This is a genomic window from Nocardia vulneris, assembly GCF_001613425.1.
GTDB classification, from domain to species: domain Bacteria; phylum Actinomycetota; class Actinomycetes; order Mycobacteriales; family Mycobacteriaceae; genus Nocardia; species Nocardia vulneris.
In genome coordinates this window covers 1-19,036 of the sequence record NZ_BDCI01000052.1, presented here as the reverse complement: position 1 = coordinate 19,036, position 19,036 = coordinate 1, and the positions used below count along the sequence as shown (strand labels likewise).

Annotated in this window: 15 protein-coding genes; 10 read left to right on the top strand and 5 right to left on the bottom strand. The window is 68.4% G+C overall.

The genetic code is table 11. The features are described from left to right. Nucleotides 1–39 precede the first annotated feature (39 nt). The 3 genes from NVU01S_RS40200 (at nucleotide 40) to NVU01S_RS40190 (ending at nucleotide 3,059) form a co-directional block, all read left to right on the top strand. The gene (locus NVU01S_RS40200; protein ID WP_043672852.1) at nucleotides 40–732 is read left to right on the top strand and encodes a pyridoxamine 5'-phosphate oxidase family protein; all 693 of its coding nucleotides are present in this window, start codon (nucleotides 40–42) and stop codon (nucleotides 730–732) included. Between the two features lie 110 nt (nucleotides 733–842). Continuing rightward, the gene (locus NVU01S_RS40195) at nucleotides 843–1,721 is read left to right on the top strand and encodes a DUF4436 domain-containing protein (protein ID WP_052280747.1); all 879 of its coding nucleotides are present in this window, start codon (nucleotides 843–845) and stop codon (nucleotides 1,719–1,721) included. A 141-nt stretch (nucleotides 1,722–1,862) separates the two neighbouring features. Beyond that, nucleotides 1,863–3,059 carry a PucR family transcriptional regulator gene (locus NVU01S_RS40190; RefSeq protein WP_156161639.1) on the top strand — a complete coding sequence of 399 codons (1,197 nt, stop codon included), beginning with the start codon at nucleotides 1,863–1,865 and terminating at the stop codon, nucleotides 3,057–3,059. Between the two features lie 7 nt (nucleotides 3,060–3,066). On the opposite strand, the gene NVU01S_RS40185 is transcribed toward NVU01S_RS40190, so the two are convergent. Both NVU01S_RS40185 and NVU01S_RS40180 read right to left on the bottom strand, forming a co-directional pair. After that, nucleotides 3,067–4,314: a hypothetical protein gene (locus NVU01S_RS40185; RefSeq protein ID WP_043672857.1), complete on the bottom strand. Its 1,248-nt coding sequence runs from the start codon at nucleotides 4,312–4,314 to the stop codon at nucleotides 3,067–3,069. Beyond that, complete coding sequence (locus NVU01S_RS40180) at nucleotides 4,311–5,084, bottom strand: crotonase/enoyl-CoA hydratase family protein (protein WP_041563131.1); 774 nt, start codon at nucleotides 5,082–5,084, stop codon at nucleotides 4,311–4,313. The genes NVU01S_RS40185 and NVU01S_RS40180 overlap by 4 nt, the downstream gene beginning before the upstream one ends. A gap of 53 nt (nucleotides 5,085–5,137) precedes the next feature. Here NVU01S_RS40180 and NVU01S_RS40175 point away from each other — a divergent pair, with 53 nt between their 5' ends. The 4 genes from NVU01S_RS40175 (at nucleotide 5,138) to NVU01S_RS40160 (ending at nucleotide 10,102) form a co-directional block, all read left to right on the top strand. Continuing rightward, nucleotides 5,138–5,788, top strand: coding sequence for a TetR/AcrR family transcriptional regulator (locus tag NVU01S_RS40175; RefSeq protein ID WP_043672860.1), 651 nt, complete (start codon nucleotides 5,138–5,140; stop codon nucleotides 5,786–5,788). After that, nucleotides 5,775–7,394: an acyl-CoA dehydrogenase family protein gene (locus NVU01S_RS40170; protein ID WP_043672863.1), complete on the top strand. Its 1,620-nt coding sequence runs from the start codon at nucleotides 5,775–5,777 to the stop codon at nucleotides 7,392–7,394. Before NVU01S_RS40175 ends, NVU01S_RS40170 begins: the two co-directional genes overlap by 14 nt. A 263-nt stretch (nucleotides 7,395–7,657) precedes the next feature. Continuing rightward, a complete protein-coding gene (locus tag NVU01S_RS40165; protein WP_156161640.1) occupies nucleotides 7,658–9,340 on the top strand; it encodes a M4 family metallopeptidase in 1,683 nt (560 codons plus the stop codon). An 84-nt stretch (nucleotides 9,341–9,424) separates the two neighbouring features. Beyond that, nucleotides 9,425–10,102 carry a nucleoside/nucleotide kinase family protein gene (locus NVU01S_RS40160; protein WP_043672866.1) on the top strand — a complete coding sequence of 226 codons (678 nt, stop codon included), beginning with the start codon at nucleotides 9,425–9,427 and terminating at the stop codon, nucleotides 10,100–10,102. Between the two features lie 7 nt (nucleotides 10,103–10,109). Here the strand turns inward: NVU01S_RS40160 and pgi are convergent, their stop codons facing one another. Next, a complete protein-coding gene (gene pgi, locus NVU01S_RS40155; RefSeq protein WP_043672869.1) occupies nucleotides 10,110–11,747 on the bottom strand; it encodes a glucose-6-phosphate isomerase in 1,638 nt (545 codons plus the stop codon). A gap of 146 nt (nucleotides 11,748–11,893) precedes the next feature. Here pgi and NVU01S_RS40150 point away from each other — a divergent pair, with 146 nt between their 5' ends. Next, on the top strand, nucleotides 11,894–13,348 hold the full coding sequence (locus tag NVU01S_RS40150) for an NAD-dependent succinate-semialdehyde dehydrogenase (protein WP_043672872.1): 1,455 nt from the start codon (nucleotides 11,894–11,896) through the stop codon (nucleotides 13,346–13,348). 138 nt (nucleotides 13,349–13,486) lie between these two features. Here the strand turns inward: NVU01S_RS40150 and NVU01S_RS40145 are convergent, their stop codons facing one another. Next, nucleotides 13,487–13,780, bottom strand: coding sequence for a chorismate mutase (locus NVU01S_RS40145; protein ID WP_014988338.1), 294 nt, complete (start codon nucleotides 13,778–13,780; stop codon nucleotides 13,487–13,489). A 384-nt stretch (nucleotides 13,781–14,164) separates the two neighbouring features. Between NVU01S_RS40145 and pcrA the strand changes: the two genes are divergently transcribed. Both pcrA and NVU01S_RS40135 read left to right on the top strand, forming a co-directional pair. Then, nucleotides 14,165–16,771 (top strand): DNA helicase PcrA, encoded by a 2,607-nt coding sequence (gene pcrA / locus NVU01S_RS40140; protein ID WP_042257640.1) that lies wholly within the window; start codon nucleotides 14,165–14,167, stop codon nucleotides 16,769–16,771. 68 nt (nucleotides 16,772–16,839) lie between these two features. Further along, a complete protein-coding gene (locus NVU01S_RS40135) occupies nucleotides 16,840–17,265 on the top strand; it encodes a hypothetical protein (protein ID WP_043672874.1) in 426 nt (141 codons plus the stop codon). Nucleotides 17,266–17,359: 94 nt separating this feature from the next. On the opposite strand, the gene NVU01S_RS40130 is transcribed toward NVU01S_RS40135, so the two are convergent. Then, the gene (locus NVU01S_RS40130) at nucleotides 17,360–18,733 is read right to left on the bottom strand and encodes a DUF1731 domain-containing protein (RefSeq protein WP_082032108.1); all 1,374 of its coding nucleotides are present in this window, start codon (nucleotides 18,731–18,733) and stop codon (nucleotides 17,360–17,362) included. Nucleotides 18,734–19,036: the final 303 nt, after the last annotated feature.

The following is a 19,036-nucleotide window of genomic DNA, read 5'->3' as shown; positions in this document are numbered from 1 at the left end:
GCACTTTGATAATGCCACTACGCGCCCGATCCTGGTCATATGACCCGCTCAGTCGATCCCCGGACCCCGCTCTCGCCGACCCCGCGCAGCACCGTGACGCGCTCGAAGGAGCGGGCGCGCGGCGATCGCGCCGAACTCGACGCGGTGCTCGACGCGGGCCTGATCTGCCACCTCGGCGTGCTGCTCGGTGGCGCGCCGGTGGTGCTGCCGACCATCTACGGGCGCGAGGGTGACACCCTCTACCTGCACGGCTCGACCGGCGCGGGCAACCTGCGGGCGGCCATGACCGGGCCCGTCTCGGTCGCCGTCACCCTGGTCGACGGCATCGTCTACGCCCGTTCGGCGATGCACTTCTCGATGAACTACCGCTCCGCGGTGGTGCACGGTCGTGCGGTGGAGGTCACCGATCCGGCGCAGCGGGTGCGCGCGCTCGAGGTGATCACCGAGCATGCCGCGCCGGGGGCCTGGTCGCGAGTGCGGCCGCCGAGCAAGAAGGAACTCGCCGCCACCGTGGTGCTCGCGCTGGATCTCACCGAAGCCTCGGTCAAAGTCAGGTCGGGCGGACCCAACGACGACGCAGCCGATATCGAGACCGGCGGCGTATGGGCCGGTGTGCTGCCGGTGCGGCAGGTCTGGGGCGCGCCGATCGGCTCGGCCGACCTGGATCCGGGCGTCGAGGTGCCGTCCGATGTGCTCGACAGAGCCGGCCGCGCGCTGCTCCCGGTGCGCTGAAACCGGACACCGTACTCGGTTGCCGAGTCGTAGCTGTGCACTGAATGCCGCGGACCCTATGGTGGGGTGGCTGCTTGTTCCGCACCACCCCCTCAGGCCCGGAGGCGAGCGTGACGAGGTATCGGAAGACCTTCGCGGCGATCGCGGCGATCGTGGTCGTCGTCGCCGCGTTGGCGATCAGTCTGCAGTTGTACGCCGTGCAGCGGGATCACGGCCAGACCATGCACATGATCGGCGATATCGACACCCCGGACCGCATCGATCTCGACGTGACGATCATCCAGATCGATGCTGTCATGCAGGAAATGAGCGTTCAGGTGCTGCCGACTCCGCGCGGCGTGCTCGCCGACGAGTCCGGGCGGTTCCGGGCGGACACGGTGATCGAGCTGTATGGCCTGAAGTCGCAGCCGATTCAGGCGAAGGCCGGTGAGTTGCTGTCCGCGTCGGAGCTGCGGATTGCCATGGGCGGCAACGGGATGATCACCGACTATCCGTTCGACAGATACACCGCCGACATCGATGTCCTCGCGACCAGCGGTGTGGCCGTCGTGCCGATCTCGATCAATCTGTACAGCCTCGACACCTTCTTCAAGGTGGCGCCGAAGGTGAACGCCGAACAGCGCGGTGACGTCGTCGGAAGCGTTGTGACAGTGACGCGTTCGACCGCGTCGCGCACCTTCGCGCTCTTCGTCATGGTGCTGATGCTCGGGCTGGCGCTGGCCGCCGCGACCGCGGCGTTCTACGTGCTTTCCGGCCGGCGCGGGCTGATCTGGCCGGCCAATACCTTGATGGCCGCGGTGCTGTTCGCGATGATCCCGCTGCGCAACGCGGTTCCGGGTGGGCCGCCCATCGGGTCGGTCATCGACTTCGGTTCGTTCTTCATCGCTGAGACCGTGGTGGCGCTGTCGTTGATCTGCACCGTGCTGATCGGCTATCGGCACGAGATCGGGAACGAGCGCGCCGCGGCGCAATCCGACACCGCGCTGTGATGCCGGTCACCGTTCGGGCGACGGGATTCCGCGCCGGTATTTGTGCATCCGACGGGATGTCACCTTGTTTGGGTGCACTAATGACGTTTGTTCACTCGTCGCTATTGTGCGGAACGGTTTGTCTGTGCAAACAATGTGCGGGTGACTGCTCGCACTGATGCCGCTGCGCTGGACGACCTGTCGAAATATGTCCGCACGGTGTTGCCCGAAGTGACCCGGGACCTGCTGACCGAAGTCCTCGGCGCCGTGCCCGATTATCGAGAGCTGTCCGCCGACGCCAGGGAGGACCTGCCGCAGGCCGCGGAGGCCAATCTGCGCCTGTTCCTGCGGTCGCTGTCGGACCGGCGACCGCCGGACAAGGACGCGCTGACCGAGTTGATCGAGATCGCGGTGCGCCGCGCCAGAGCCGGAATCCCTTTGGACACAGTGCTTTCGGTGTATCACCACGGCGCGATCGCGGCCTGGAACTCGGTCGCCGCCGCCGCGACCGCACCGGCCCAGCGGGAGCAGTTGCTGGCCGCGGTGCCGTATGTGCTCGGCTATCTCGGCGCCGTCACGCCCGGCGTCGCGAGCGCCTATCTGCGCGAGCGCCAGGATCTGCACTGGGAGCAGCGGGAAGCCAAGCGGGCGGTGGCGCAGGCGCTGGTGCACGGCACACCCGCCGACCTGCTGGCCGAGCGGTTCGGCATCTCGCTCGACGGTGGGTTCCGCGTCTTGGTGTTCCGGTTGGCCGAGGCGGATCCGGCCGGTGCGAATCGGCCGGTGTTACGCGTCGTGCAGGCCGAGGTGGACGCGGTATCCGGCCGGGCCTTGAGCACCGTCGAGCGGGGTGGCGGTGTCTTGCTCGTGCCCGGCATGGACGGTGACGCCGACGCGGCGTTGGACACTTTCGTCGCCAGGGTCGCGCAGGGGGCAGGCGTGCGCACGGTGGCGGGCTTCGCGACCGCCGCCGACGTCGCCGACATTCCGGCGGCGGCCGAGGAGGCCGGTGAAATCGCCAGGCTCGCTTATCAACTCCGGCGCCCCAGCGCGGTGTATCGGATGGCGGACCTGGCGCTGCAATACCAGCTCGCCCGGCCCGGTCCCGCGCGTACCTGGCTGCTCACGCTGCTGGCACCGCTGCACGATCAGGCGCATCTGCTCGACGCGCTGCGGGCGCTGATCGACAACGACTACAACCGTCAGCAAGCGGCGGCCGCCCTTGTGGTGCACCGCAATACGCTCAACTATCGGCTCAACCGGATCGCCACCGTCACCGGCTACGACCCCAACCGGCCGGATCACGCGCAGCTGTTCGCCGCCGCGCTCACCGCGCACGATATCGACGCGATGGAGTGAGTGCGGATCACCATGCTCGCACCGGCAGATCGATGGTCGCCGCGGTCTTCGACGCCAGATCGGTCAGCGCACTGTCGGATTCGATATGCGCCGGGTCGAGGCCGACCAGGGCGACCACATAGTCGTCGGCGATGCGGCACAGGTAGCCGGACAGCCGGGTCCGCGGTAACCACCCGGCGGTCAGGCCGGGATGGATGGCCCGTGCGGCGACACCGGTGCAGCGGTGCGCGCCCAACGCGGTGAGGGTGGCGGGCAGCGTTCCGATGTTGGAGCACAGGATGTCGCGCTCTCCCGCACCTTTGGACAACGCGTACGCCCAGCGGTCCGGGACGACCTGGAGCAGTTCCTCGGGCAGGCCGCCGGGGCTCGACATGCGGTGCTCGTAGGCGGCGCGGGCCCGCGCGCGGATCGAGGCGGGGGTGTCGGTGCGGTGTACGTCGATGGCGGTCATGGCGAGGTCGTTGTCCACCCGTGGTTCGTCGCGGGTGTCGACCGGCAGGCTGGCCTCGATCGCCGCGGCCGGAAAACCACAGGCCCACAGCGTATTCGCGATCAACCAGATGAACACGCTGTTGGCGGTGCCGCCGTGCGCCGCGGCGGCTCGGTCCCAATCGGCCACGGAGCACTGGAGGACCGCGCTGCGGACGACGGTGCCGCCCGACGGCGCGTCGACGCGGTCGGGGGCGACGAGAGGACGCGCGGGGATGCCGCGCCGCAGCGCCCGCACGGTGCCGCGCACGACGGTGGACCACTGCCTGCGAGCGTCGACCCAGTCCGATCCGGGCACCGGTGCTCCGGCGTGCAACTGCGTGCCGCCCAGCGCGGCATCCACCGCGAGCGCCAGCGCACGGCCGTCGGCGAGGGCGTGCGAGCAGGTCAGGGCGACAACCGAACCTCCGTCGGCGAGTGCGGTAGCGGACAGCCGCCAGCCGGGGCCGGTCTCTGGGTCGAGGTCGTCGCCCTGTGCGTCGGCCCACGTGAACAGCGCGGAACGCGGGATCGGCGGTTCGTGCCACGCGAGCGGGTGCGCGCGGATAGTGGACTGCCAGGCCCGGCGCGCTCCGGGCACGCGGGAACGAACAACCCTGCGCCCCAACGGGCCGGTGCGCAGCGACGCGTGGATCCGCCGGAGCAACGCGGGCTCGATCCGATCGGCCGTACGCCACAAGCCTTGCAGCGCAATGGGCGTGCCCAGCCCGCGGTGGGTCCGGAGGAAGATCTCGTCGACGACGCTCAGCCTGCCCGGGGCGCTCACGCTTTCGTGCCGTGCCTGCCCGCGCCGGAGGCGAAGCGCTGAGCTCCGTCGAGGGCGCCGTTGGCGAGCGCGGTCATGCCGTGCCGTAGTTCGTTGCGCAGCGCCGCGGCTTCGTCCATGCCGTCCTGCTCGAGCAGCGACAGCCGGTCCGAGCGCAGGCACGCCTGCGGCAGGGCGGCGAGTTCGGCGGCGAGTTGTTCTGCCGCACTGCGGGCTTCGCCCGTCGGGACGACCCGGTTGACCAGCCCGATCTGCAGCGCCTCGGCGGCGTCGACGGGACGGCCGGTGAGCACCAGGTCCATCGCGCGTCCGGTGCCGATGATCCGGGGCAGGCGCAGGGTGCCGCCGTCGATCAGCGGCACGCCCCAGCGACGGCAGAACACGCCGAAGGTGCTGTCCTGCTCGGCGACCCGCAGATCGCACCACAGCGCGAGTTCCAGCCCGCCCGCGACCGCGTAGCCGGAGACCGCGGCGATCACCGGCTTGGACAGGCGCATCCGGGTCGGCCCCATCGGACCGTCGCCGTCCTCGGTGACCTGATTGGACCGTTCCGTGCCGAGACCCTTGAGGTCCGCGCCCGCGCAGAAGGTGCCGCCGTCACCCCACAGCACGGCCACCGCGGCGTCGGGATCGGCATCGAATTCGCGGAAGGCGTCGGCCAGGGCCGCGGCGGTCGGGCCGTCGACCGCGTTGCGTGCCTCGGGCCGGTGCAGGATCACCGTGGTCACCGCGCCGTTGCGCTCGATTCGTACGTTCACGACCCCGACCATACGCCGTAAAACCGCCCTTGTGGCAAGAAATGAATTTATGGTTCACTTCTTGCGTGGCCTACCGCAGAACCCCCGCTGTGCAGGCCCGCCTGGACGCGCAGGCGGGCCTGATCGTGCAGGCCGCGACCACGGTCCTGTCGCGGGCCGGCTATGCCGGGTTGTCGATGGCGGCGGTCGCGGCCGAAGCCGGCGTGGCCACCGGCACCGTCTACAAGCACTTCGCGGGCAAGGCGGAACTGGTCAGCGCCGTCTTCCGGCGTGTGGTTGCCTGGGAGGTCGCTGCGGTCGCCGCGGCGAGCGCGGGCGGCACCGCCGTAGAGCGGGTGAGCGCGGCGGTGGAGACCTTCGCCGGACGTGCGCTGAAGAACCCGAAACTCGCCTATGTGCTGCTCGTCGAGCCGGTGGACACCGTGGTCGACACCGAGCGGCTGCACTTTCGCCGCGCGTTCGCCGAGGCCTTCGAATCGGCGGTGGCGGAGGGCGTTTCGAGCGGTGAGCTGCCCGCCCAGGACGCGCGGACCAGTGCGGCCGCGCTGGTCGGTGCGATCGGCGAGGTGCTGGTCGGTCCGTTGGCTGCCGCGCCGCACGCGGAATCCGTTGTCCCCGAACTCATTGTCTTCGCCCTGCGCGCACTCGGTGTGCCCGCGGCAACGAGCGCACCGGTCGCTCGGCTGGAATCAGGAGTATCCGATGCAGACGCATGACGTGTTCAACCAGGTGCCCGATATCGCGCCGTTCGATGTCTCGCGGAACCCGGCCTTGCTCGAGGGTCTGCATCGGGAAGGCGCGGGTTGGGCCGAGGCCGAGGTGCGTGAACTCGGCGCACTCGCAGGCGGTTCCGCGGCGCAGGAGTGGGGGCGGCTGGCCAACGAGTACCCGCCGGTGCTGCACACCCATGATCGGTACGGCCATCGCGTCGACGAGGTGGAGTTCCATCCGCACTGGCACGACCTGATGAATGTCGCTGTGTCGCACGGCTTGCACGGCGCGCCCTGGTTGGACGAGCGCCCCGGCGCGCACGTCGCCCGTGCCGCGAAGTTCTACACCTGGGGTGCTGCCGAGGCCGGGCACATGTGCCCGATCTCGATGACCTACGCGGTGGTGCCCGCGCTGCGGCACAACGCGGAGCTGTCCGCGAAATACGAACCGCTGCTCGGCTCCCGGGTCTACGACTTCGGTCTACGGGAGCCGTCGGGCAAGGCCGGGCTCATCGCAGGCATGTCGATGACCGAGAAGCAGGGCGGCTCGGATGTGCGCGCCAACACCACCACGGCGACGCCACAGTCGGACGGCTCGTACCGGATCGTCGGGCACAAATGGTTCACCTCCGCCCCGATGTCGGACATGTTCCTCACGCTGGCCCAGGCACCCGGCGGGTTGTCCTGTTTCCTGCTGACCAGGGTGTTGCCGGACGGCACCCGTAATCCCATCCGCATCCAGCGGCTCAAGGACAAGCTCGGCAACAAGTCGAACGCGTCCTCGGAGATCGAATACGAGAACGCCACCGGCTGGCTGGTCGGCGCGGAGGGCGCGGGGGTCAAGACCATCATCGAGATGGTGAACATGACCCGCCTGGACTGCGTGATCGGATCGGCCACCGGTATGCGCACCGGCGCGGTCTTCGCCGCGCATCACGCCCGGTATCGGGAAGCGTTCGGCGCCAAGCTGATCGACCAACCCGCCATGCGAAACGTGCTGGCCGACTTGGTGATCGAGTCCGATGCGGCGACCACCGTGATGATGCGCCTGGCCGGGGCCACCGACCGGGCGACGACCGATCCGGCCGAAGCCGCGCTGCGCCGCATCGCGCTGGCGGTCACCAAGTACTGGGTGTGCAAGCGGGCGCCGGCGCACGCGGCGGAGGCGCTGGAATGCTTCGGCGGCAACGGTTATGCCGAGGAGTCGGGTATGCCCCGGCTGTATCGCGAGGCTCCGCTCATGTCGATCTGGGAAGGGTCGGGCAATGTCGCCGCGCTGGATGCGTTGCGCGCCATGGGCCGTCAGCCGGAGACCGTCGAAGCGTTCTTCAACGAGGTGTCGCTGGCGCGGGGCGAGAACCCGCGGCTGGACGACGCGATCAGCCGGGTGGGCAAGGAGCTCGCCGACCTCGGCGATATCGAGTACCGCGCCCGGCGCATCGTCGAGCTGATGGCGCTCGTGCTGCAGGGCGCGCAGCTGGTCCGGCACGGTCACCCCGCGGTTGCGGACGCCTTCTGCGCCACCCGGCTCGGCGACGACTGGGGTATCGCCTTCGGCACCCTGCCGACCGGCGTGGACACCGGCGCCATCATCGAGCGGGCGTTGCTCTGACCCATAGGATGGAAAACAATTCGGCCGCTGCATAATTCGGCTGTCGGTGTTGTAAACATGTTTCGGCCTAATGAATTCGGCGATCTTGTCTATAGCTCGGTTGGTCGCTGGTAACTCGATCAACGATGTCGTCGAAAGATCTTGACACAGCGTATTTGCCGGGCTGAGCTGGACGGTTGCCGGACCGTATTTCGGCTCCGCTGTCCGTTTCCCCAGTTTGCTCTCCAGTCGAGTTGACCGCTCGAATGTGGTTCTACTTGGTCATGAAACCCACACAAAAACGAGCGGGGCGATATGCCGCCTTCGCTTTAATCGCTACTGGGGCAATGGTGTTCGCGTCCGGTCCGGCCGTGTACGCGCAACCGCCTTCGAGTCCGTCGGCGCCGTCGAGCTCCGACCTGTCCGCGGTGCCGAAAGAGGTGACCGTCGACCAGCAGGGCGCGGTTCAGCTCGTGGTGCCCAAGGAGCCGCTCGCGGCGCCGCAGGGAACGCCCGCCGAGGCTCCGGCCGCGGCCCAGGCGCACGCCCAGGGTGTCGAGAAGGCGCTGGCCGGAAACGGCGACAGCGCAGGCGATCTCGTCGTGGAGTCGGTGTTCCCGGTTGGTGAGGGGTCCACCGTCAGGCTGCGGCAGGAGATCGACAAGGTACCGGTGTTCGGCGCGTCCGCGGCGCAGTCGCTGACCGCGAACGGTTCGCTGATCTCGGTGACCGGTGCGCTGTCGAAGAAGTCCGAGGGCAAATTCAGCACGACCGCACCCTCGTCGCAGGTCCAGCAGACCGCGCTGAAGAAGGTCGCCGCGGAGAGCAAGGCGGCGCCGGACCAGCTGTCGGTCACCGAGACCAAGGCGTACTGGTACGACGCGAAGCTGGCCGCCAAAGAGGACGCGCAGAGCGTGGCCGTCCCGGCGTTCAAGGTCGACATCACCGGTGTCAGCGCGGACAAGAAGGGCGAGCCCGCGACGTGGGTCGTGTTCGTCGACGCGAACAACACCGGCAAGGTGCTCGACAGCTGGAGCGAGACCAAGCACCTCAACCGCGTCGTGTGTGACAACGCGAACCGGCGTATCGATCCCAACCGGGCCGGCTGCGGCACCGGTAGCCTGCGTTCGACCCGCTCGGAGGGCCAGGGCCCCACGGGTATTCAGGATGTCGACAAGATCTACGACTACCTGGGTAACACCGAGAAGTTCTACGCCCAGTACACCAAGGTGCCGAACCTGACCAACCTGATCGGCTCCGACACCGGTGACGGCAAGGGCAAGGCGCTGCGCGCCACCGTGCGGCTGTGCACCACCACCGAATGCCCCTACCAGAACGCCTTCTGGTCCGGCAGCTACATGGCCTACGGTTCGGGTCTGACCACCGAGGACATCACCGCGCACGAGCTCACGCACGGCGTGACCCAGCACACCAACGGTCTCGTCTACCGCAATGAGCCGGGCGCGATCAACGAGTCCATGTCCGACGTCTTCGGTGAGCTCACCTTCCTGGTGAACACCAGCAACCCGTGCAACACCGCGGCCAACCGCTGGAAGCTCGGCGCCTGCAGCTCGATCGGCGTGATCCGGGACATGAAGAACCCCAACGCCTACCAGGATCCCGACACCTACCGTGGCCGGTACTGGTACACCGGCAGCGGTGACAGCGGCGGCGTGCACATCAACAGCGGTGTCGGCAACAAGACCGCGCAGATCATGGTCGACGGCGGCAGCCTCAACGGCGTGACCGTCACCGCGATCGGCATCGAGAAGACCGCGGCCCTGTACTGGACGACGCAGACGCTCCTGTCGTCGAACTCCAACTACGCGGCGCTGTCCACCGCGTTGAAGACCGCGTGCAACACCAACGTGCGCAACCAGACGGCCGGCACCACGGCCGCCGACTGCGTGCAGGTGGCCAACGCCACCAAGGCGACCAAGCTGCCGCAGCAGCAGGCTCGCACCTAGCAACCATTACCGGTTGAACGGACGTCTCACCGAGCTCGCCACAGGCTCGGTGAGACGTCCTTTTGCGCTCGGTAGGGTGCGACGGTGGACAATCCAGCGCTGTCGGCGCTCGCCGGACGGGTGCGCGCGCACGCCGCCGGTCGCGACGGCAGGTATCTGCTCGGCATCGCAGGCCCACCGGGTGCGGGAAAGTCCACCCTGTCGGTGGCCCTGCGCGACGTGCTGAATCGCGAGGCCGGGGCACCGGTCGCCGAGGTCGCGCCGATGGACGGCTACCACCTGACCAATGCGGTGCTGCGGGCCAGGGAAAGCCTTGCGCGCAAAGGCGAACCGGACACCTTCGATGCGGCGGGCTTCCTCGCGAACCTGCGCCTGCTGCGCGATTCCCCCGTCGGCGTGGCGGTGCCGTGGCCGGTTTTCGATCGCGCCCTGGACGACCCGACCCCGGCGGGCGTCGTGTTCGACCGGCAGACCATCGCGATCGTCGAGGGCAATTATCTACTGCTCGACGATGCCGCGGGCCGGCCGTGGTCGGCGGTCCGCCGGCTGCTCGACGAATGCTGGTACCTCGATGCCCCGCGCGACGTGCTGGCGAAACGGTTGTTGCACCGGCACCTGAACGGTGGCCGCACCCCGGCGGCGGCCCAGGTCAAGGTGCGCGAGAGCGACCTGCGCAACGCCGATCTCGTCGCCGCCACGAAATCGCGCGCCGATCTCGTGCTGCGTCAGCGCGGCGGGCGGTACGAGCCCGTCGACCTCTGACCCGCGGTCACTTCTGGTCGCGGTACCACCGGATGAGCTCGTCGGTCGACGAATCTCCTTGCGATGCAGGCTCTTCCGGTGAGCTGAGCAGCGGTGCCAAGGCGAGCGCCTGCTGCTTGCCGAGTTCGACGCCCCACTGGTCGAAGCTGTCGATGCCCCAGATGGCGCCCGCCACGAAGACCTGGTGCTCGTACAGCGCGATCAACTGGCCGACCACCGACGGCGTCAGCTGCGCGGCGAGGATGGTGGTGCTCGGCCGGTTGCCCGGCATCACCTTGTGCGGCACCACCTTCGGGTCGGTGCCCTCGGCTGCGATCTCGTCGGCGGTTTTGCCGAACGCGAGCACCTTGGTCTGCGCGAACAGGTTGCTCATCAAGATGTCGTGCATGCTGCCGGTGCCGTCCCGGGTGGGCAGATCGTCGGTGGGACGGGCGAATCCGATGAAATCCGCCGGTACCAGGCGCGTGCCCTGGTGCAGCAGTTGATAGAACGCGTGCTGTCCGTTGGTTCCCGGCTCGCCCCAAAAGATTTCGCCGGTGGCGGTGCTGACCGGCGTACCGTCGGCACGCACCGACTTGCCGTTCGACTCCATCGTGAGCTGCTGCAGATACGCCGGGAAGCGCGCGAGATCGTTCGAATAGGGCAGCACCGCATGCGATTGCGCGCCGAAGAAGTTCGAGTACCAGACGCCGAGCAGGCCGAGCAGCACCGGTGCGTTCGCGTCGAGCGGCGCCTGTGCGAAGTGCTCGTCCACGGCGTGCATGCCCGCCAGGAACTCGGCGAAACGCTCCTTGCCGATGGCCGCCATCACGGCGAGCCCGATCGCGGAATCCACCGAGTAGCGTCCGCCGACCCAGTCCCAGAAGCCGAACATGTTGGCGGTGTCGATGCCGAATTCGGCCACCCGTTCGGCATTGGTCGAGACCGCGACGAAGTGTTTGGCGACCGCGTCCTCGCCCAGGGCGGCCACCAGCCAGCGGCGAGCCGCGGTGGCGTTGGTCAGGGTCTCCAGCGTGGCGAAGGTTTTGGACGCGACGATGAACAGCGTTGTGGCAGGGTCGAGTCCGTCCAGCTTCGCCACCAGGTCGGCCGGGTCGACATTGGAGACGAACCGGGCGGCGACCCCGGCGTCGGCGTAATGCCGCAGCGCCTGATACACCATCACCGGCCCGAGATCCGACCCGCCGATGCCGATATTGACCACGGTCTCGATGCGCGCACCGGTAGCGCCGCGCCACTGGCCCGCCCGCACCGCGTCGGTGAATTCGCCCATCCGCCGCAGCACCTCGTGCACCTCGGCGCCGGCGTCCGCGCCGTCGACGACGACGGACTCGCCCGCGGGCACCCGCAAGGCGATGTGGGCGACCGCGCGATCCTCGGAGGTGTTGATGTGCGCGCCCGCGAACATCGCGTCCCGATGCTCGGCCACCTTCGCCTCGCGCGCCAATTCGACCAGCAGGTGCAAGGTTTCCCGCGTGACGCGGTGCTTGCTGTAGTCGATGTGCAGGTCTGCGACCTCGACCGTCAGCTCGCTGCCACGGGCCGGGTCGTCGGCGAAGATCTCCCGCAGGTGCTGCCCCGCGATCGCGTCGAAATGCTCTTGCAGTTTCCGCCAGGCCGCCGTCGCGGTGATGTCGCTGCTCACGATCGCCGAGGTTACTCATCGCCCACCGTCCGCGCACGGCAATCTCTGCCGGAGAGTTGACCGTGGCGCGCCATCCATCCGACATACCGGCCATATCCGGCCTGATCGCAAGGGCTGTCGCGGTGCTCGGTGATTACTCTGGGCCCATGGTGTCCGAACGCGAAGTTCTCGAATCCGTCCCGACGCAACTGTGGATCGGTGGGCCCGTCGCGGCCACCGGTGGCGGCACCTTCCCGGTGCACAATCCGGCGACCGGGGAGGTGCTGGCCCAGGTCGCCGACGCGACACCCCAAGACGCGGTGCGCGCGCTGGACGCGGCCGTCGCCGTGCAGGCCGAATGGGCGGGGCGGCCCTCGCGCGAGCGCGGCGAGATCCTGCGTACCGTGTTCGAGCAGATCACCGCGCGGGCCGAGGAATTCGCGCTGCTGATGACCCTGGAAATGGGTAAGGCGCTGCCGGAGAGCCGCAACGAGGTCAAATACGGCGCGGAGTTCTTCCGCTGGTTCAGCGAGGAAGCCGTGCGGGTGCACGGCCGCTACCTGCACGCGCCCTCGGGCACCGGCCGGATCATGGTGCACAAGCAGCCGGTCGGGCCGTGCCTGGCGATCACGCCGTGGAACTTCCCGCTGGCCATGGGCACCCGCAAGATCGGCCCGGCGCTGGCCGCGGGCTGCACCATGATCGTCAAACCCGCCTCGGCGACCCCGCTGACGATGCTGGCGCTGGCCCGGCTGTGCAGCGAGGCCGGGCTGCCCGACGGGGTGCTCTCGGTGATCACGTCGAGCCGTTCCGGTGCGGTCACCCAGCCGCTGATCGATGATCCGCGGCTGCGCAAGCTCACCTTCACCGGCTCCACCGAGGTGGGCAAGAAACTGGTGCAGAGCTCGGCCAACGGTCTGCTGCGCACCTCGATGGAACTCGGCGGCAACGCGCCGTTCGTGGTGTTCGACGACGCCGACGTCGACGCGGCCGTCCAGGGCGCGATGCTGGCGAAACTGCGCAACGGCGGCGAGGCGTGCACCGCGGCCAACCGCTTCCACGTCCAACAGGGGGTGCTCGAGGAGTTCACCACCAAACTGGTCGAGGCGATGAGCAACAGCGTTGTCCTCGGCCCCGGCACCGACCCGGAGACCACCCTCGGCCCGCTGATCAACGAAGAACAGCTCGACACCGTCAGCGCGCTCGTCGAGGACGCCGTGGCCAAGGGCGCCCAGCTCCGGCTCGGCGGCAAGGCCCCGGGCGGCCCCGGCTGGTTCTACCCCGCGACCATCCTCACCGACGTGCCGGCCCAGGCCAGGATCCTCACCGAAGAGGTCTTCGGACCGGTCGCGCCGATCGTCGGCTTCAGCACCGAGGAGCAGGGCCTCGCCGCCGCCAACGACACCGAGTTCGGCCTCGTCAGCTACGTCTACACCCGCGACCTCGACCGCGCCCTGCGCGTCGCCGAGGGCCTCGAATCCGGCATGGTCGGCATCAACCGCGGCGTAATCTCCGACCCCGCAGCGCCTTTCGGCGGCGTCAAAGCCTCCGGCTTCGGCCGCGAGGGCGGCACCGAAGGCATCGAGGAATACCTCTCCACCAAGTACATCGCCCTCACCTGAGCAGAAAACGACCGCCCCGGGGTGAGATACACCCGGGGCGGCCTTGGGAATGCGGTTGTCGAATCGATAGCCGCATGAGTCTGGGGCCGCCTGTGGCGGCCGAGGAGGACTGTTCGAAAGGGGGTTGGGGGCTGCCGGTCAGTGACCGAGACGGCCGCGCCCGAGACGCAGCAGGAGCATGGCGAGGGTGTGGCCTTCCTGGCCGAGTTCGCTGAACCGCTCCAGCACCTTCATTTCCCGGTTGTGCACGAGCCGAGGGCCGCCGGACGCCATCCGCGTCCGGCCGATGATCCGGGAGATCTCCGTGCGGCGCTTGATGGCGGCAAGGATCTCCGCGTCGAGGCGATCGATCTCCTTACGGAGCTTGTCGATCTCCGCGTCGCTCTGCGGCAGTGCCGAATCGGACCCAGTCGTCGTTGCGGGGGTGCTCATCATTCATCTCCTCGTGTCAGAACATGGATCGGCGGGTGAGCCCGGCTCGTTACCGATCGGTTCTTTCACCGTGAAACAGACCTGGTAGGGCCTTCGAATTGTCCCCCCAGGATGTGCGCTCAGATACAAGTGCCGCGATGACGATATCCGGTTGTTAACCGAAACGGGGGTATCGCAGGACCACTGATCATCTGGCCAGTCTGCCACGACCCCGGGGCTGTGCAAAACGTTTGGTTTTGTGAATCTGCTGAGAAGCAGGACACGGTTTCATCGCACGGGCGGCCGGGCGAGTTCACCGTCCGTTCGCCGGCGCGGCACCGAACCGTCAGCGAGACAACCCGGGGCTTCAACTCTGTCGGTGCGCGCCGGTAGCGTGGATGGACGATGGACATCACGGTGGCTCCCCAGACGCAGGCCGGTCGCGCCCCACGGCCGGATTCGATCCATAACCCGCAGGTCACCGGTGGTAACGCCGAGGAAGCGCGGTCGGCTGTCGAGGAGGTGCGTGCGGTGCGAGCGCCGGTTCCGGAACCGCCGCCGTCGGTCGACGAGCAGGAGCAACGGCGTGTCGAACGGGAGCGTCGGCGTGCCGAGGAAGCCGAGCGCCTGCTCGACGGGCTCAATCCGCAGCAGCGCGCCGCGGTTGTGCACAGTGGCGCCCCGCTGCTGATCGTGGCCGGTGCCGGGTCGGGCAAGACCGCCGTGCTCACCCGTCGCATCGCCTATCTGCTCGCCGCGCGCGGCGTGACGCCCGGGCAGGTGCTCGCGATCACGTTCACCAACAAGGCTGCTGCCGAGATGCGGGAGCGGGTGACCGGACTGGTCGGTCCGCGGGCCAACAACATGTGGGTATCGACGTTCCACTCCAGTTGTGTCCGAATATTGCGCATGCAAGCCGCCCTGTTGCCGGGCATGAATTCGAATTTCTCCATCTACGATGCCGATGATTCGCGGCGACTGCTCACCATGATCAGTCGTGACTTCGATATCGACACGAAGAAATACACGGCACGACTGCTGGCGACCGCGATCTCGAATCTCAAGAACGAGCTCATCGGGCCGCAGCAGGCCACCGCGGATGCCGAGTCGGACGAAACCGAACTGCCCGCCCTGGTCGCGCGGGTCTACGTCGAGTACCAGCGGCGGCTGCGCGCGGCCAACGCGCTCGATTTCGACGACCTGATCGGCGAGACGGTGGCGCTGCTGCAGAACCATCCGCAGGTCGCCGAGTACTACCGGCGCCGCTTCCGGCATGTGCTGGTCGACGAATACCAGGACACCAACCACGCGCAATACGTGCTGGTGCGCGAACTCGTCGGGCATCACCGGGCCGAGCGCACCGAGGATCAGGCGCCGCCGAGCGAACTGTGCGTGGTGGGCGACGCGGACCAGTCGATCTACGCGTTCCGTGGCGCCACCATCCGCAACATCGAAGAGTTCGAGCGCGACTTCCCCGACGCGGAAACCATTCTGCTGGAACAGAACTACCGGTCCACCCAGCACATTCTCTCCGCCGCCAACGCGGTGATCTCGCGCAACGAGAACCGGCGCGACAAGAAACTGTGGACCGACTCCGGCGAAGGCGACCTGATCACCGGCTATGTCGCCGACAACGAACACGACGAGGCGTCGTTCGTGGCGCGGGAGATCGACCGGCTGGTCGATCAGGGCGAAGCCAACTATTCCGACGTCGCGGTGTTCTACCGGACCAACAACAACTCCCGCGCGCTGGAAGAAATCTTCATCCGGATGGGCCTGCCGTACAAGGTGGTCGGCGGCGTCCGGTTCTATGAGCGCAAGGAGGTCCGCGACATCGTCGCGTACCTGCGGGTGCTGGAGAACCCCGACGACGCGGTGAGCCTGCGCCGGATCCTCAACACGCCACGTCGCGGTATCGGCGACCGGGCCGAAGCCTGCGTCGCCGTACACGCCGAGCAGCGTGGCATCGGGTTCGCGGCGGCACTGCGGGACGCGGCGGACGGCAAAGTGGCGCTGCTGAACACCAGGGCCCAGCGCGCGATCGCCGGCTTCCTCGACCTGCTCGAGGAGATCCGGGCCGCGGGCGTGCAGGAGGACCTGGACTTCCCCGATGTCGGGAACGTGGTCGACGCGGTGCTGGAGCGCACGGGTTACCGCGGCGAACTGGAGGCCTCCGACGATCCGCAGGACGGCGCCCGGCTGGACAACCTCAACGAACTCGTCAGCGTCGCACGGGAATTCAGCTCCGAAGCGCACAACAACGCGGAGGCGGCCCGGGAAGAGGGACTGCTGCCCGAGGTCGCCGAAGGCGAACCCGACCCCGGATCGCTCGCCGCGTTCCTCGAACGGGTCTCGCTGGTCGCCGACACCGACCAGATCCCGGACGAAGGCACCGGCGTGGTCACCATGATGACGCTGCACACGGCCAAGGGCCTGGAGTTCCCCGTGGTGTTCGTGACCGGCTGGGAGGACGGCCAGTTCCCGCACATGCGGGCACTCGGCGACCCGACCGAACTGGCCGAGGAACGCCGCCTCGCCTACGTCGGCATCACCCGGGCCAGGAAACGGCTGTACCTGAGTCGCGCGGTCGTGCGCTCCGGTTGGGGACAACCGGTGTCCAACCCGGAATCCCGCTTCCTCCAAGAGATTCCGGGCCACCTGATCGATTGGCGGCGACTGGAGCCCGCCGGATCCCCGGCGAGCCGGGGCATCCGCAGGCGCGGCGACAGCGACGGCATGGAACGCGACTGGACCCGCGGCGACGGCTGGTCCGAACGCCCCGGCGTGCGTCCCGATCGGGGCCCGCGCCGCCCGGCGCCCGGTGCCGTCGGCAAGAACAACGCGAATCTGGTACTCGCCGTGGGCGATCGGGTCAGCGACGACAAGTACGGTCTCGGCAAGGTGGTCGCCGCCGAGGGCTTCGGCCCGTTGGCGACCGTCACCATCGACTTCGGCACCGCCGGCAAGATCCGGCTCATCCCGCAATACAGCAGGACGCTCGTCAAACTCTGAACCGCGGTCGTGCGGCAGGGCTGTTCGGCCCTGTCGTACGGCCCGGGCACGGCGGTAGGGTCCGGACCATGGACACGGTCGCGCAGCACATCCTGTGGTTGTTCCCGATGCTGTGGCTGGGCATGGTGCTGGCCATCTCGTTCCTCGAGGCGCCACTGAAGTTCCGTGCGCCCGGGATCACGGTGCCGCTCGGCCTGGGCATCGGGCGCTTGGTGTTCCGCGCGCTGAACGCCGTCGAAGCGGTACTCGCGGTGCTGCTGGTGATCGCAGCGGTGATCGTCGGGGCAACCACCGGCACCTGGATATGGTTGCTCCTCGCCGTCGTCGTACTGGCAGGGCAGATCGTGCTGGTGCGCCCACCACTCAGCAAACGAGCCGACCGAGTACTCGCCGGCGAAGACCTGCCCCGCTCTCATGCGCACTTCTGGTACATCGGGTTGGAAGTGGTGAAGGTTGTCGGGTTGATCGGGTTGGGAATCAGCGCTGTTCCGTAGGGAATTCGTTGCGTCGGCACCGTGCGGCGTGGCCGTGCTCGGGGCGCGCGGTCGTTCGGTGTAGGAGGTGATTGGGGAGGATGCGGGGTTTGTTTCAGCGGGGGAGGAGGTCTGTCAGTGCCTCGTCGAGGGTGGGGTAGCGGAAGACGAATCCGTTGTTGCGGAGCACCTCTGAGGTGGCGTGGCGGCCGGTGAGTCCGAGAGCGGGGTCGGTGCGGAGGAAGACCGCGCCGATCTTCAGGATCGCGGTGGGCGGTGCGGGCGGACGGTGCAGGTGCCTGCGCAGTGCCGCCATCAAATCGCGGTTGCGCACCGGAAAATCGGTGGCGGCCACCAGGATTCCATCCGGCAACGACACCGCCGGAGCCAAGCCGAGGGCGGCGCGAACGATAGCGAGCCAGTCCTCCACATGGATCCAGCTGAACCACTGGTCGCCCGGGCCTACCCGGCCGCCGAGCCCGGCTTTCGTCAACTGGCTCAGTCGTTTCAGTGCGGGCGCCTGCGGATCGAGCACGATCGAGGTGCGCAGCACCGTCGAGTGTGCGGCGTTCGCCCCCTCGAACGCCTGCTCCCACGGCTGCGCCACCCCCGTCATCTGCGGCAATCCGACCGGCAGCGGAGTTGTTTCCGTGCAACGGGTTTCGCCCGCGTCCGACCAGATGGCGGTGGTGCTGGCCTGTACCCAGTAGTCGATCGGCCGCTCCAGCGTGGCGGCCGCGTCGACCAGTGCGCGGGTGGAATCCACCCGGCTGCGCCGCAATTGGTCGACATTGCGCTGCGTCGGCCGGCAATCGACCAGCTTGCCCGCCAGATTGATGATCGCGGTCTGGCCTGGATTGCGCAGGGCCGCAACCCAATTGCCGACTGTCCTGCCGTCCCATTCCACCTGCGTAAAAGGTAACCCGGGATCACGCTGCCGGGTGAGGATCGTCACCCGATGACCGCGGCAGGTCAGATCGGCGGCAATGTGCTGGCCCAATGCGCCGGTGCCCCCGGCGATTACGACCGACAAGGCCTGCGCCGCAGGTTCCACACCGGCCAAGCGGGCCAGTCGCGCGAAGCAGACGCGGGCATCGGTCTCCAGTAGCGAGCCGATCACCGCCCGCGTGATCCCCGCCGAAGGCCCGGTGAACGTGAGCTCCTGCCGGACCTCCGTCCCGCCGTCACGCGGCGTCAACGTCCAGGCCAGCCGCATCCGGCCCGCCGGTTCCGGCTGCTCGATCGCCAGCGCCCGCCCCGGCACCAACGTGCTGATCACGAACGGCGGCGCCGTCCGGCCGTGCAACGCCTCGAAAACCCGCCCCTTCGGCAGATAGTCCCCCGTCGTCCCCACCGCGACCGCCCCATGCAGTCGCACCGAGGTCACCGCAGGATTCCACTCCGGCCACCGCCGCGGATCCCCCACCACCCCCCAAACGACATCCGTTGGTACCGCAAGAAACTGGGTGTACACCGTTGTACTAGCCATACCCCCGACGCTAGCCCCACCCCCCGCCGAACAGTACGTGCGCATCATCACCCCACCCGTCACCACTCCGGCTTCTCGTCTGCATCAACCGTGGCCCCCGACAACCCCCGATTTGCGTCACCTCCGTCCCCGCCCCCGTGCCTGCATCCGCACCCTCGTTGCGCCACGCTTGGCCCCGCTGGCGCTTGGCCCTTGGTCGCGTCTGCATCCACGGTCGGCCCGCGCCGCTGCTGCCCGCGCTTGCACCTGTCCCGGCTCGCGTCCACGTCCGTCTTCACGCCTGCGTCCGCGTTTGGCCGTGTC

What these genes read in the sequence shown, in the direction of transcription:
- NVU01S_RS40180 (WP_041563131.1), bottom strand. Translation starts at nt 5,084, where the DNA reads ATGGTCGGGGTCGTGAACGTACGAATCGAGCGCAACGGCGCGGTGACC.
- NVU01S_RS40135 (WP_043672874.1), top strand. Translation starts at nt 16,840, where the DNA reads ATGGACACGGTCGCGCAGCACATCCTGTGGTTGTTCCCGATGCTGTGG.
- pcrA (WP_042257640.1), top strand. Translation starts at nt 14,165, where the DNA reads ATGGACATCACGGTGGCTCCCCAGACGCAGGCCGGTCGCGCCCCACGG.
- NVU01S_RS40165 (WP_156161640.1), top strand. Translation starts at nt 7,658, where the DNA reads ATGAAACCCACACAAAAACGAGCGGGGCGATATGCCGCCTTCGCTTTA.
- NVU01S_RS40145 (WP_014988338.1), bottom strand. Translation starts at nt 13,780, where the DNA reads ATGAGCACCCCCGCAACGACGACTGGGTCCGATTCGGCACTGCCGCAG.
- NVU01S_RS40170 (WP_043672863.1), top strand. Translation starts at nt 5,775, where the DNA reads ATGCAGACGCATGACGTGTTCAACCAGGTGCCCGATATCGCGCCGTTC.
- NVU01S_RS40150 (WP_043672872.1), top strand. Translation starts at nt 11,894, where the DNA reads ATGGTGTCCGAACGCGAAGTTCTCGAATCCGTCCCGACGCAACTGTGG.
- NVU01S_RS40130 (WP_082032108.1), bottom strand. Translation starts at nt 18,733, where the DNA reads ATGGCTAGTACAACGGTGTACACCCAGTTTCTTGCGGTACCAACGGAT.
- NVU01S_RS40200 (WP_043672852.1), top strand. Translation starts at nt 40, where the DNA reads ATGACCCGCTCAGTCGATCCCCGGACCCCGCTCTCGCCGACCCCGCGC.